Consider the following 13699-nt stretch of genomic DNA (forward strand, 5'->3'; position numbering starts at 1 on the left):
TTATTGTCCGGAACTGCGGTGCGGCGCCTTAGGCTACGGGCGCCGCTGCTTCCTAGTCGCGGAAGCGGGGCTTGCGGGCACCGGTGGCGGCTGCGTCGCGGAAGCCGCCTTCACGCTTCTTGAACGGGCGGTCGCTGCCGCGGTCCCCGAAGGAACGCTCGCCGTCGCGCTTCTTGAAATCCTTCTTGAAGCCGCCGCGGTCGGCGCGGTCGTTGAAGCTGCCGCCGCCTTCACGCTCGCGGGCCGGCTTGCGGCCCTTGTCCAGCTCGAGGTGGATCAGCTCGCCGCCGATCCGGGTGCGGGACAGGGCGCGCAGCTGATCCTTGGACAGGTCAGCGGGCAGCTCCACCAGGGTGTGGTCGGCACGGATATCGATGCCGCCGATCTGTGCGGAGGACAGGCCGCCCTCGTTGGCAATGGCGCCGACAATCGAGCCGGGCAGGACGCGCTGGCGACGGCCGACGGCGATGCGGTACGTTGCATTGCCTTCGGTCAGCGGGCGCGTCGGGCCGCGGGAGCCGACGCCGTCGTTGCGGCCTTCGGAACGCTCGCGCTGGCGGGCCGGAGCCACCGGGATTTCCCGCAGCAGCAGGTCGCGGCCACCCTGGGCCATGACGGCCAGGGCTGCTGCAACGTCTTCGGCGGGAACTTCGTGCTCGGCCAGGTACTTGGTCACCAGGTCCCGGAACACCGCGATGTCCTCGGAACCGAGGGTTTCCGTGATCTTCTCGGAGAACTTGGCCAGGCGCTTCTCGTTGACAACGTCGACGCTGGGGAGCTGCATGTGCTCCACCGGCTGGCGGGTTGCCTTTTCAATGGCCCGCAGCAGGTACTTCTCGCGCGGGGTCATGAACAGGATGGCGTCGCCGGTGCGTCCTGCACGGCCGGTGCGGCCGATGCGGTGGACGTAGGACTCCGTGTCGTGCGGGATGTCGTAGTTGACGACGTGGCTGATGCGCTCGACGTCGAGGCCTCGGGCGGCAACATCCGTGGCAACCAGGATGTCGATCTTGCCGTCGCGGAGGGCCTCGACCGTGCGTTCGCGCTGCTGCTGCGGGATGTCGCCGTTGATGGCGGCGGCGTTGTAGCCGCGGTCCTTGAGCTTGTCAGCCAGGTCTTCGGTGGCAGCCTTGGTCCGGACGAACGCGATAACGCCGTCGAACTCTTCGGTTTCCAGGATGCGGGTCATTGCATCGAGCTTGTGCGGGCCCATGACCTGCACATAGCGCTGGCGGGTGTTGGCACCGGTGGTGGTCTTGGACTTGACCGTGATTTCCGCAGCGTTGTTCAGGTACTTCTTGGCAATCTTGCGGATGGCCGGCGGCATGGTGGCGGAGAACAGGGCAACCTGCTTGCTCGCCGGAGTGGAGGAAAGAATCTGCTCCACGTCTTCGGCGAAGCCCATGCGCAGCATTTCGTCAGCCTCATCGAGCACCAGGTACTCGAGGTTGGACAGGTTCAGGGAACCCTTGGCGATGTGGTCAATCACACGGCCGGGGGTGCCAACAACAACCTGGGCGCCGCGGCGGAGGCCGTTGAGCTGGGGGCCGTAGGCGGAACCGCCGTACACGGGAAGCACGGTGATGCCATCCATGTGGACTGCGTAGGAGGTGAAGGCTTCTGCAGACTGCAGGGCCAGTTCACGGGTCGGTGCAAGCACCAGGACCTGGGTGTCCTTGGTTGCCGGGCGGCCGGCGAGCAGGGACAGGGCGGGAACCGCGAATGCCGCGGTCTTGCCGGTACCCGTCTGGGCCAGGCCGACGACGTCGCGGCCTTCGAGCAGCAGGGGGATGGTAGCTGCCTGGATGGGAGACGGCGTTACGTAGCCGACATCCTTCAGGGCTGCCAGGACGCGCTCGTCCAATCCGAAGTCACTGAACAGCACTGTGTTCTCTTCGGTTTCGGGAGCGGCATTTTCGACGTTGGTGTTTTCCAGCGTGGCTTCAGACAAGAGGTAATCCTCATTCAATCGGGGACCAGGCAACCAAGAGGCTGCGGGACGTAAGTCCGGCGCTGTTGCAATCCCAGGCAGGACTTTCCGTCACAGCTGTGGGCCGATTTCACTGGATTGTGTCTACGACCGGTGTGACGATTTCTTTGCCGGCGCTCCCCAAAAGATGAATCTGCCCGCATAAGAAATGCGGGCCCCAACACAACGTACCGTACGGGTTTCGGTGGTGATTTTCGATGAAAATCTCGATGAACCGCAGGAAAATAAGGGAATACCGGAGTGGGGGATGTTTTCCAGTGTACGGCATCCCGGCGTCGGGCACGTGGTCGGGAGCGGTGACCTTGGGCACAGGCCCTTCCAACAGTCTCCGGCCAGTCCCCGCGGATGGACCTTCCCCGGCAGTCTAGGGCTGCGGCTCCGGGGCGCGCAGCAGCTCGGGCGGGTTGTTGCGCCACCACTGGCGCGGGCGGCTGCCCCAGTACCCCGCCAGCCACCAGGCCAGCAGTCCGATGCCCCAGAAGACACCGATGCTGGAAGCCATCAGCCACGGCTCGGGCAGCTGGGAGTCCAGGTTAGGCGCGTTGAACAGCTCGCCGATTGTCTTGGGTGAGTAGATGAAGATGACCAGCGAGGATGCGAGCAGGATGAGGCCCGCGATCCGCAGCTTCCGCTGCCCGGGGCCGAGGTCCATGAGGTTCCGTGCCAGGACGGGGATGAAGAGGGCCACCCAGACCCAGTGGTGGGACCAGGACACGGGGGAAATGAGCAGCATCAGCAGTGCGGCGGCGGCCAGCGCGGTGAAGGTCTGTCCGCGGTTGCCGGCAATGCGGATGATGACGGCCGTAGCAGCAACGGCCGCCAGGGACAGCACCAGCCACGGAAGATCGACGGGGAAATCCGGGCCGCCGAAGTGCAGGATCGCACCCTTGATGGAGAGGTTGTCCACGTAGCCGGCCCCGCCGATCCGTGAGGTGTCCGGCAGCAGGTCCAGCCAGTAGGTGCGTGATTCGCGCGGGAGGATCAGGAACCCCAGGGCGAAGGTTGAAAGGAAGCCGTAGGTCATGTTGCGCAGCCCGCGCCAGTCGCCCCGAGCCAGGAAGTACAGGCCGAACACCAGCGGGGTGAGCTTCAGTCCGGCCGCCACTCCGGTCAGCAGGCCGGTGGGCCAGCCCTCCTTCTTGATCACGAAGTCGGCCATGATCAGCCCGAAGAGCAGGATGTTGATCTGCCCGAAGGCCTGCGTTTCGCGCCACGGTCCGAACAGCACGATCAACCCTGTGCCGGCGATCGCCAGCGGCCGGAGCCAGGGGTGGCGGAGTACGTCCACCGCGCCCCGGCGGCGGAAGACATAGCGGACTGCCCAGACGGCGGTGGCTGCGGCAATGGCGATGGAGATCCCGGTGAAGATGTTCAGCCCCAGGCTCTGGCCGAACGGGGCCAGCACGGCAAAGACCAGCGCCGCGAAAGGCGGATAGGTGAAGAGCAGGCTGCTGTCGGCGTCGTACTGGACCGACTTCGTATACAGTTCCCCGGCGGCGTCGAGGACGCTCTGCCCGCCGGAAAGGTAGACACTGAAGTCGAGGCCGTGGCGCGGCGACAAGTCGAAAGCTGTCCATACGAGCAGCCCGGCAAGTGCCAGCGCCCCCAGGGTCGCAACGGTCCGCACGAAGGCGGATCGGTGGATCTGGCCCATTGTTCTCCCTGCAAAGACGCCGGCCGCGCACGTGGCGCGGCATGGCGTTGTTCGGCGATATTGATCATGGCAAGTCTACCGGCCAGCCCGCCCTGCCTCCCCCGTCCAAAGGCAGGCGATAGGCTGGCCGGACCAGATCAGCAAGCGAAAGGTCCTCGATGTCCCCCGCGCTTCTTGCCCTCACCAACGCCCGCGTGGTTCCTGTCACGGGCGCCCCCTTCCACGGCACCGTCCTCGTCGAAGACGGACGGATCCGCGAGCTGGGTCCCGACGTCGTTGTGCCCGGGGACGCAGAGGTGCTCGACGCCGGCGGGCAGTGGCTGCTGCCCGGGCTCGTGGATGCGCATACCCACCTTGGCGTGCATGAAGAGGGCGAAGGCTGGGCCGGCAATGATTCCAACGAAATGACGGACCCCGTGATGGCCGGGGTCCGGGCGCTGGATGCCGTGAATCCCTTTGACACGGGGTTCGACGACGCCCTTGCCGGCGGAGTGACCACCGCGAACATCAATCCCGGATCCGGCAACCCGATCGGCGGCCAGGCAGTGGCCCTGCACACGCACGGGCGCTACCTGGAGGAAATGGTGCTGCGTGCGCCCAGCGGGCTGAAGTCCGCGCTGGGCGAGAACCCGAAGCGGATCTACAGCGACAAGAAGCAGACCCCGTCCACCCGGCTGGGCACGGCGATGGTTATCCGGCAGGCGTTTATGGAGGCGCAGAACTATCTGGGCAAGGCCGACCCGAACATGCGCGACCCTCATCTGGAGGCTCTGGCCATGGTGCTGCGCCGGGAAATCCCGTGGCGCCAGCACGCCCACCGCGCTGATGACATCGGCACTGCGCTGCGCCTCGCCGAGGAGTTCGGCTATGACCTGGTGCTCGACCACGGGACCGAGGCCCACCTGTTGGCCGATGTACTGGCCGAACGGGGCGTGCCGGTTTTGATCGGCCCGCTGTTCACTACCCGCTCGAAGGTGGAGCTGCGGGGCCGCAGCATGGCCAATCCGGGGAAGCTGGCGGCAGCGGGAGTGGAAATCTCCATCATCACCGACCATCCCGTGGTACCCATCAACTTCCTGATCTTCCAGGCCGCACTGGCCGTGAAGGAGGGTCTGGACCGCGACGAGGCTCTGCGTGCGGTGACCATCAATCCCGCTCGGGTTCTGGGCCTTGCGGACCGGCTCGGCTCGCTGGAACCGGGCAAGGATGCGGATCTGGTCCTGTGGAGCGGCGATCCGCTGGACGTGATGCAGCGGGCGCTGAAGGTGTGGATCGGCGGCCGCGAGGTCTACCGCTACGACCTTGACGCCCACGAACAGATTGTGGCGCCGCGCTGATGGGACCGGGTTCAGGCAAATCCGCGGGTCCGGCCACTACTCCGTGGCGCACTCCTCCGCCCGGCATTATCCGGGCTGCAGGGGCTGCCTGGCTGGTGGCTGCCCTCCTGGTTGCCGTTGCGGGCGTTTCCTTTATTGTTTCGGCCCGGACCCAGCATCAGGACAGTGCTGCGCTGACCCTGCTGGGGATCCTTGCGTTGGTGCTCGCCGCAGTCAGCGCCTACAGCGTGCTGCGGCTGCGTTCGGGTAAGCGCAGCGCCCGGGAAACTCTCAGCAGCATCGGCGTGATTGCCGGGTTCCCGTTCCTGTTTCGCGGACCGGCCCTCGTAGCCGTAGGCGTGGTGCTGCTGGCCTGCACGGCGCTGCTCTGGCTGCCGCAGAGCAACAAGTATTTCCAGCTTCGCGACCCGAAGAAGCGTAAGGCCCGCAGGCCCCGCTAGACCTGAAACCGCTCAGCCTGAACGGCACGATATGCCCCGGGCGCTTTCCCGTCGGCCAAATTCGTCAATGCCGGGGAGAACTCTCCAACCTACTTCTTATTTTCTAGCCGCTTCCTGAACCATAAAGGTTGCACAAGCCAAATCGAGGCTTGTGTCCCGCTTACGCAGCTCCCTAATCAGGCGAACCTGGTCCTTTTGCAGGTCCAGTCCTGCCTCCCGGGCAACAGACCTGCTCCAAGCTACGGCAGCCTGGTCGGGGTCGGGATGGCTGGCGAAAATCTCCCTGACGATTAGCCTCGGGTTCGCGGCCCGGTTTCCGAAGAGGTTCATAATTTTCTTCTCCAAGTTCCAATGACTTTATTTAGGTGCGAAGTTAGCAGCGCAGAAGGTGTAATCGGAAGGCACAGGAAAGCCATTTGACAGTAATTTCCGAAGACGGACTGTCGTCACCGGCAGATGCCGTGAGGGATAAAAGTCGTCCGTGACTTCTGCTCCGGAAAAGTCGCGGCTGCCGCGTTCAGTTCCCCAGCCATCACGACCGGTACTTGCGTCCTGCGCGTACCTCAGCGCGCCTGCCTGCCTGCCTGCCTGCCTGCCTGCCTGCCTCACAGGATGGTGTCTGCTCAGAACGGCGGCACCGATTCCGGTTCGGTCTGCCCTGAATCCTGTTGCTGTGAATCCTCTTGGTTGGGGTCCCCGCAATGTTCCCAGCGTTGATCGCGGCCTCCATTCGGTGACCTATCCGGTGGTCCGAGTTCCAGAAACGGTTCGGTCCGGTAGACGCGTCCGGTCGGTGAGGTCCACTCGATCACTCCGGGGGTCGGTTGGGAGGCCGTCCAGTAGCCCATGGTCTTGAACCGGTGGTGCCGTCGGCAAAGGTGCTCCAGGTTCCCGTGGTCCGTTGGGCCACCCTGCGCCCAATCGACGGTGTGGTCGACGTCCGTGTTCGCGGTGCTGACCCGGCAGCCGGGGAACCTGCAGGTTCCGTCGCGTGCCCGGAGCCAGCGGCGGAGCCCGGCCGGAACCTTTCTGCGCCGTCCTACTCCGAGGATCTCTCCCGTCTGCGGATCCTGCGCCAGGCCGGTCCAGCCGGTGGCGTTCCGGGCCAGCCTGCGGGCAGCTTCGGCACTGATGGGACCGTAACCGTGCAGTTCGGCGGGCTGGTCATCGGCTCCGAAGAGGGTTTCAGCATTGATAAGGACCATGATTTCCGCCCGCGGAATGATTCCTGTTTCATCGCAGCCGGTCCTGCCGGCGCTTGCCGTCCCGGCTGCCCCACCGCCCGCTCCGCCGGGCCGCGCTGGGGCTGGGCCGGTAACGCGCCCCGCCCGGCTGGTCCCTTTATGGACCTCGTCGCTGCCAACTGCACCTGCCCGCGTCGAGCCGAGGCCGCCCATCAGCAGCTGGGCCAGGATGTCCGCACGCAGCTGATCCGTGTTCCGGGAATCCCCGGCTGCCTGCTCACCACGGGCGGCGGTACTCAAGGTGGTGTAGATCTGCTGGGCTTCCTCGGCCCGAAGGTGGGCGGACAGGCAGGACATGCCGTCTTCTTCCCGGTCCAGAGTGACCTTGCGCAGCTCGAACGCCGTCAGATGCCGTTTGGTGATCGTGTCCGGAAACTTGGTTTCGCGCAGCCGGCGGGCCTTGCAGGCAAACTGGGCCCGGGTCTTCCCCTCCGCAGCCTTCAGCAGGTCCGCCTCGAATTCCGGAAGCACCGCATCGGGTATGTTCTGGCACTGATCCAGCACGACCTGCGCATGCTGGTAGGACAGCCGACCTTCTTCCAGACCGGCCAGGGTCGCGGCATGGGTCCCGCACAGCATGCCGGCCTCAAACATCAGGCGTTGGGCCGTGACCTGCGGAAGGTTCAGGATGGCGGCGCATTCAGACGCCGCAAGACTGAACGCCATCCCCGGTTCAAGCCGCCCCGACGCGACGTGAAAGCTGTCCTGGAAAATATCCTTCATCCGGTTGATCAAGCGGGCCTCCTGCGCCTGCACCCAGGACATCGCATGCGCCATCCGGGACAGAGCTTCGCCGACCGCTTGCTCGTCAAAGGATTCGAGGTTCTGCAGGGCCAGTGTTCCGGTAAACCCGTCCGGGTACCCTTCGGTAGGACTATCGCCCTCGGAAGCGGCGGCTGTGGCGGCCGCGGAATCGGGGTTAGAGGCTGAAGCTCCGGAAGGGGCAGACCCTCCCTCGGGAACGGGATTGTCGGCTGGCTGGGTGCCGGCTTCCGCGTCGTTCTCATGAGCTGTGGCAGCTCCGGGATCAGCTGGTGCGGCGACGGATTTGCCCTCGGCCGCATTAGCAGTCCCGACAGGTTCGACAGTCAGTTCAGCCCGATACACCGACAGTGTGCACGGCTTACGGGACGCATCCGCTTCACCAGTCTGCCCTGCCGACTGCTGGTCTTCACTGCCCTGCTCTTCGGCTGTCCGTTCGGTGTTCCCGAGCTGATCCATACCCTCAGAATTTCATCCGGCACTGACATTCCCGGCCGGAAAAGAGCCTCAAACCGGCGTTCCTGGAAACTCGGAATACCTGTCTTTCGAACGGCACTACCTAGTCATGAAAGGGCCATTGGGTTGGACCCGAAACAGACAGTGGTTGCCCCCGAGGAACCGCCCGCGCCGGAACAGCTAGAGCTGCCGGAACGCCTGATCCAGATCCGCGATCAGGTCCTCGACGTCCTCCAGACCCACTGACAGCCGAAGCAGGTTTTCCGGTACGGCCAGCTCGGTGCCCTTGACCGATGCATGGGTCATTTCCGAGGGGTAGTTCATCAGGGATTCCACCCCGCCCAGGGACTCGGCCAGCAGGAACAGCCGGGTGGCTTCAGCCACCTTCCGTGCCGCAGCCTCGCCGCCCTTGAAAGACACCGACACCATGCCGCCGAAGTCCTTCATCTGGGCCTTGGCCAGGTCATGTCCCGGATGCTCTTCCAGCCCCGGATACAGCACGTGCTCCACGGCAGGCTGCTCCTTGAGCCACCGCGCCACCGCCATGGCACTGGCGGAGTGCCGGTCCATCCGCACCGCAAGGGTCTTCAGCCCGCGGGTGGTCAGCCAGGCTTCCATCGGCGCGGACACCGCACCGACAGCAAACTGGATGAACCCGATCTCCTCCGCCATGGCGTCGTCGTTCAGGATCACGGCGCCGCCCACGGCGTCGGAATGCCCGCCAATGTACTTGGTGGTCGAATGCACCACGACGTCGGCACCCAGGGCCAGCGGCTGCTGAAGGTACGGCGAGGCAAAGGTGTTGTCGACCACCAGGAGAGCCCCGGCGTCGTGTGCCGCCTGCGCCGCTGCGGCAATGTCGCTGATTTTCATCATCGGGTTCGACGGCGTTTCCAGCCAGACGATCTTCGTGTTCCCGGCCGCAATGGCAGCCGCGAGAGCCGCGGCGTCGGACATGTCCACCGCCGTATTGGTGATCCCCCACTTGCCCAGCACCTTGTTGATCAGCCGGTAGGTTCCGCCGTAGGCATCGTTGCCCAGCACGATGTGGTCCCCGGGAGCCAGCAGCCCCCGGATCAGGGCGTCCTCCGCTGCCAGGCCGGAGCTGAAGGAGAAGGCATGCTTTCCGCCTTCCAGTGCGGCGAGCTGTTCCTGCAGCGAATCCCGGGTGGGGTTGGTACCGCGGCCGTACTCATAGCCGTTGCGCAGCCCGCCGACGCCGTCCTGGGCATAGGTGGTGCTCTGGTACAGAGGCGGAATGACCGCTCCGGTGGTGGGATCCGGTGCCTGGCCCGCATGGATGGCGCGGGTGCTGAAGCTCGTCATGGTGTTCTCCTTGCGCCGGCCGGGGCCGGCAGATTGGTGCAAAACAGCGCCCCTGCGAAGGCGTGCCGGGTTAGAGGCTCAAGTACGAAAGTAGGTCGTGCCGGGTCAGCATGCCAACGGCCGTGCCATCGGACGTAACCATCACGGCGTCGTCGTCCGTCAGTTTCTCCCGGGCGGAAGCTACAGTGTCCCCCGTCCCCACGAGCGCCGGACGCGGCCCCATATGCTCGCTGATCCGGTCGGTGGGCTTGGCCTCGCCCCGGAACAGCTTCTCCGTCAGCGAGCGCTCATCCACGGACCCGAGGACTTCACCCAGCATCACCGGAGGTTCCTGCGAGAGCACGGGCAGGCAGGAGACGCCGTATTCGTTGAGGATGGCAATGACGTCCCGCACCGTTTCGTTCGGGTGGGTGTGGACCAGCGCCGGCAGCGAACCGTCCTTGGTCGCCAGTACGTCGCGGACGGAGGCCTGTTCCCCGCCGTCCTGCAGGAAACCGTAGGAACGCATCCAGTCGTCATTGAAGATCTTCCCCATGTAGCCACGGCCGCTGTCCGGGAGCAGGACCACGACGACGTCGTCGGGCCCCAGCGAGCGCGCAGCTTCCAGTGCCGCCGTCACCGCCATGCCCGAGGAACCGCCTACCAGCAGGCCTTCCTCCCGCGCCAGGCGGCGGGTCATGGCGAAGGAATCGGCGTCCTTGACCGCAATCACGTCATCCGGCACGGATGCGTCATAGTTGTCCGGCCACATGTCCTCCCCCACGCCCTCCACGAAGTAGGGGCGTCCCGTGCCGCCCGAGTACACGGACCCGTCGGGATCGGCGGCGATGACGCGCACCGGACCGGAGTCCCGGTCGGCGGAGACTTCCTTCAGGTAGCGTCCGGTGCCGGTGATGGTTCCGCCCGTACCGGCACCGGCCACGAAGTGGGTGACCCGCCCGTCGGTGTCGGCCCAGATTTCCGGTCCGGTGGATTCATAGTGGCTGGCGGGTGCGGATGGGTTGGAGAACTGGTCCGGCTTGTAGGCCCCGTCGATCTCGCGCACCAGCCGGTCGGAGACTCCGTAGTAGGAGTCCGGGCTGTCAGGGGCAACCGCCGTCGGCGTCACCACTACCTCGGCACCGTAGGCCCGCAGGACATCCCGCTTCTCCACCCCTACCTTGTCCGGGGTAACGAAGATGCACTTATAGCCCTTCTGCTGGGCAACCAGCGCCAGACCGACGCCGGTGTTGCCGCTGGTGGGCTCGACCACCGTGCCGCCGGGCAGCAGTTTGCCCTCACGCTCCGCCGTTTCAATCATCTTCACGGCGATGCGGTCCTTCACTGATCCGCCCGGGTTCAGGTATTCCAGTTTCACCAGAACGGTGGCACGGATGCCCTCGGTGACGTGGTGGAGCTTCACCAAGGGAGTGTTGCCGATCAGGTCCAGGACAGTATTGGCATACTTCATGTGACCCACGTTACTTGCTCCATCGGCCTGCGGCAGGGGAGATGGAACGCGGCGTAGCAAAAGCCACAGGCGGGCGGCCCGCCGTGCGGGCAGGAGTGGGGGCGGCGCGTGCAACCATAGTTGCATGTCCTTCACCGCCGCTGCTCCAGTGCGGTCTGTTCCAGCACCGCCTGTTCCGCTGCAACACGTTCCTGCGGCCCGGGAGTCTGGCGCATCCGGTCCTGCGGGCCTGGTGCGTTACTGGGACTCACCCGCCCCCTACTGTCTGCAGACCTCGCTGCGCATCCTGGTCCGGGGAAAGCAGGACCCGACCATCCGGCTCGGACCGGGCATTGCCTGGCTGACCTTCCTCACCCCGGAAGGCCCGGCCACCCTGAACCTGCGCGAGGAACCCGTACCCGCCCCCGGTGCCCGGGTCCGTGCCTCCGCGTGGGGACCGGGTGCCGAGTGTGCCCTGGCGTCGGTGCCCGCGCTGCTCGGTGAACAGGACGACTGGTCGGAGTTCGACGACGACGCGTTCCTCGCGACGCTGCCCCGGATGGTCACGGAGACCCGACGGCGGAACCTCTCCCTGCGGCTGCCAAGCACCGGCCGGATCATGGACACCCTGATCCCGGTGGTGCTGGAGCAGAAGGTGACCGTCCTGGAGGCCTACTACGCCTGGCGGTACCTCGTGACGCGATACGGCGTTGATGCCCCCGGCCCGGCGCCGGCAGGCATGAAGGCCGCGCCGGCACCGGAAACCTGGCGGCGGATCCCCAGCTGGGACTGGCACCAGGCACGGGTGGACCATTCCCGGTCCACCACCATCCTGCGGGCCTGTTCGCAGGCGTCGGCACTCCAGCGGCTGGCGGACGCTCCCCTCGGCGAGGACCTGACCGCCAAGCTGTGTTCGGTTCCGGGGATCGGAGTGTGGAGTGCAGCAGAAATCACGCAGCGGACGCACGGGGCTCCTGATTCCGTGTCCGTGGGCGATTACCATCTGGCCGCGTATGTGGGCGCTGCCCTGACCGGACGGCGCACCGACGACGCCGGCATGCTGAAGCTGCTCGAACCCTGGCAGGGACACCGGCAGCGGGTGGTGCGGATGATTATGCTCAGCGGCTACCGCAAACCCACCTACGGACCCAAGCTCGCGCCGATGGACCATCGGCGGCGCTGAGGTGAGCCCGGGGTGCCGGTCGGTCGGGTCGGGGCCCGGGTCGGCGGCAACGAAATTCCACGCTCGCAGAGCTCGCAGGAATATTAAAGCCGCCTCCTCCGGACCCCTCCTCCGCTCGCTCCCGCGTACCCGGTATCCTCCCGCTTCCTCCCACATACCCCGCATACCCCCGCTAGGAGACCGCAGGGGTGCCGGTGCCCGCCAGCCCGATGGTCGCTTCCTCGCGCATGGCCACTTTGCGGATCTTGCCGGAGACCGTCATGGGGAAGCTGGCCCGGATCTGGACATACCGGGGAATCTTGTAGTGGGCCAGCCGGTCACGGCAGAACTCCGCAATGGCCGCCGCATCCGGTTCCGGTGCGCCGGGAACCGGGATGATGCACGCCATGAGTTCCTCTCCGTAGCGCTCGTCCGGAACGCCGATGACCTGGACGTCCTGGATTGAGGGGTGCGTGTAGAGGAACTCCTCGATTTCCCGCGGATAGATGTTCTCCCCGCCGCGGATAACCATGTCCTTGATGCGTCCCTCCACGCTGACGTAACCCTCTTCGTCCATCCGGGCCAAATCCCCGGTATGCATCCAGCCCTCGGAGTCGACGGCCAGCGCGGTGGCCTCCGGCTGGTTCCAGTAGCCCGCCATCACGCTGTAGCCACGGGTGCACAGCTCGCCGATTTCACCGCAGGGCACCTGCTTCCCGGATCCGGGATCCACCACCTGGGTTTCCATGTGCGGCATGGTCCGTCCCACGGTGCGGGTGCGGCGGGCCAGGGAGTCGCCGCGGCGGGTCATGGTGGAAACCGGAGACGTTTCGGTCATGCCGTAGCAAATAGCCACCTCGGCCATATTCATCTCGCCGATGACCCGTTTCATGATTTCCTCCGGACAGGGTGAGCCAGCCATAACGCCGGTCCGCAGCGAGGAAAGGTCGTACCGGTCGAAGTCCGGCAGCCCCAGTTCGGCGATGAACATGGTCGGCACTCCGTACAGGGAGGTGCCGCGGTGTGTTTCGACGGCGGCGAGCGCCCGGCCGGCGTCGAAGGTGCGGGACGGAATGATTGTCGCGGCACCGTGGGAAAGGGCAGCAAGGTTGCCTATGACCATTCCGAAGCAGTGATAGAAGGGCACCGGAAGCACCACCCGGTCTGCCTCGGTGTAGCCCAGCAGTTCGCCGATGAAGTATCCGTTGTTCAGGATGTTCGAATGGGTCAGCGTTGCACCCTTCGGGAAGCCCGTGGTTCCGGAGGTGTACTGGATATTGATGGGATCCCCGGGCTGCAGCCCCGCCATCCGTTCCGCCAATGCCGCAGCCCCCGGCCCGCCGGAGTCCCTTCCCTCTGCCTCCAGTGCCGCGAAGCTGCCGGCGCCGTCCCCGGACAGGAACACCAGCGTGTCCAGGCTGTCCCCGGTCTCGAGGGCGGTCCGCGCCATGGCCTCATAGTCGTTGCGCTGGTCGCTCGGAGCAGTGAGCAGCATCCGCATTCCGCTCTGCTTCACCACGAAGTCCAGTTCAGCCTGCCGGTAGGCCGGATTCACGTTCACCAGAATGGCACCGGCCTTCGCAGTGGCGTACTGGGCAATGGTCCATTCCGCACAGTTCGGTGACCAGATGCCTACCCGGTCCCCGGCCTGGATGCCGCGCAGAAGCAGACCGGCTGCGACGTCGCTGACCTGCCGGTCCAGTTCGGCGTAGGTCCAGGACCGGTTGGTGGGGACATCGATCAGCGCGGGAGCGTTCGGAAAACGGCGGGCGGTCGACTCGAAGTTATCCCCGATGGTTTCCTCCAGCAGGGGACTCTGCGACGGGGAAGCGGCGTATGAAAGCAAGGCAGACTCCTTTGGCTGCAGGACAGATGGCGGCAACGCTACCAACAGTTTGC

Annotated in this window: 10 protein-coding genes; 3 read left to right on the top strand and 7 right to left on the bottom strand. The window is 65.7% G+C overall.

Features of this window, described 5'->3' with window-relative positions:
* Positions 1-52 precede the first annotated feature (52 nt).
* Together N2K95_RS12970 and N2K95_RS12975 are read right to left on the bottom strand one after the other, a co-directional pair.
* Entirely contained in the window at positions 53-1951 is a 1899-nt protein-coding gene (locus tag N2K95_RS12970; RefSeq protein ID WP_313771089.1) for a DEAD/DEAH box helicase, read from the bottom strand.
* Positions 1952-2354: 403 nt separating this feature from the next.
* On the bottom strand, positions 2355-3644 hold the full coding sequence (locus tag N2K95_RS12975; RefSeq protein WP_260651862.1) for a glycosyltransferase 87 family protein: 1290 nt from the start codon (positions 3642-3644) through the stop codon (positions 2355-2357).
* A 158-nt stretch (positions 3645-3802) separates the two neighbouring features.
* Between N2K95_RS12975 and N2K95_RS12980 the strand changes: the two genes are divergently transcribed.
* Both N2K95_RS12980 and N2K95_RS12985 read left to right on the top strand, forming a co-directional pair.
* Positions 3803-4981 (top strand): amidohydrolase, encoded by a 1179-nt coding sequence (locus N2K95_RS12980; RefSeq protein ID WP_260651863.1) that lies wholly within the window; start codon positions 3803-3805, stop codon positions 4979-4981.
* Positions 4981-5421, top strand: a complete 441-nt coding sequence (locus tag N2K95_RS12985; protein WP_260651864.1) for a hypothetical protein — start codon at positions 4981-4983, stop codon at positions 5419-5421. The genes N2K95_RS12980 and N2K95_RS12985 overlap by 1 nt, the downstream gene beginning before the upstream one ends.
* A gap of 96 nt (positions 5422-5517) precedes the next feature.
* Here N2K95_RS12985 and N2K95_RS12990 read toward each other — a convergent pair whose 3' ends face one another.
* The 4 genes from N2K95_RS12990 to N2K95_RS13005 all read right to left on the bottom strand — a co-directional run bounded on the left by N2K95_RS12990 (position 5518) and on the right by N2K95_RS13005 (position 10659).
* Entirely contained in the window at positions 5518-5766 is a 249-nt protein-coding gene (locus N2K95_RS12990) for a hypothetical protein (protein WP_260651865.1), read from the bottom strand.
* 278 nt (positions 5767-6044) lie between these two features.
* A complete protein-coding gene (locus N2K95_RS12995) occupies positions 6045-7886 on the bottom strand; it encodes an HNH endonuclease signature motif containing protein (protein WP_260651866.1) in 1842 nt (613 codons plus the stop codon).
* A gap of 177 nt (positions 7887-8063) precedes the next feature.
* Positions 8064-9209: a cystathionine gamma-synthase gene (locus N2K95_RS13000; RefSeq protein WP_260651867.1), complete on the bottom strand. Its 1146-nt coding sequence runs from the start codon at positions 9207-9209 to the stop codon at positions 8064-8066.
* A gap of 70 nt (positions 9210-9279) precedes the next feature.
* Entirely contained in the window at positions 9280-10659 is a 1380-nt protein-coding gene (locus N2K95_RS13005; protein WP_260651868.1) for a cystathionine beta-synthase, read from the bottom strand.
* Positions 10660-10891: 232 nt separating this feature from the next.
* Here N2K95_RS13005 and N2K95_RS13010 point away from each other — a divergent pair, with 232 nt between their 5' ends.
* Positions 10892-11821: a DNA-3-methyladenine glycosylase family protein gene (locus N2K95_RS13010; RefSeq protein WP_260651869.1), complete on the top strand. Its 930-nt coding sequence runs from the start codon at positions 10892-10894 to the stop codon at positions 11819-11821.
* A gap of 172 nt (positions 11822-11993) precedes the next feature.
* On the opposite strand, the gene N2K95_RS13015 is transcribed toward N2K95_RS13010, so the two are convergent.
* Entirely contained in the window at positions 11994-13646 is a 1653-nt protein-coding gene (locus N2K95_RS13015) for an AMP-binding protein (RefSeq protein ID WP_260651871.1), read from the bottom strand.
* Between the last annotated feature and the right edge of the window lie 53 nt (positions 13647-13699).

The organism is Arthrobacter zhaoxinii (assembly GCF_025244925.1).
GTDB lineage: Bacteria > Actinomycetota > Actinomycetes > Actinomycetales > Micrococcaceae > Arthrobacter_B > Arthrobacter_B zhaoxinii.

Coding starts and splice junctions, on each gene's coding strand:
- N2K95_RS12975 (WP_260651862.1), bottom strand. CDS start 3,644: ATGGGCCAGATCCACCGATCCGCCTTCGTGCGGACCGTTGCGACCCTG.
- N2K95_RS12980 (WP_260651863.1), top strand. CDS start 3,803: ATGTCCCCCGCGCTTCTTGCCCTCACCAACGCCCGCGTGGTTCCTGTC.
- N2K95_RS12985 (WP_260651864.1), top strand. CDS start 4,981: ATGGGACCGGGTTCAGGCAAATCCGCGGGTCCGGCCACTACTCCGTGG.
- N2K95_RS12995 (WP_260651866.1), bottom strand. CDS start 7,886: ATGGATCAGCTCGGGAACACCGAACGGACAGCCGAAGAGCAGGGCAGT.
- N2K95_RS13000 (WP_260651867.1), bottom strand. CDS start 9,209: ATGACGAGCTTCAGCACCCGCGCCATCCATGCGGGCCAGGCACCGGAT.
- N2K95_RS13005 (WP_260651868.1), bottom strand. CDS start 10,659: ATGAAGTATGCCAATACTGTCCTGGACCTGATCGGCAACACTCCCTTG.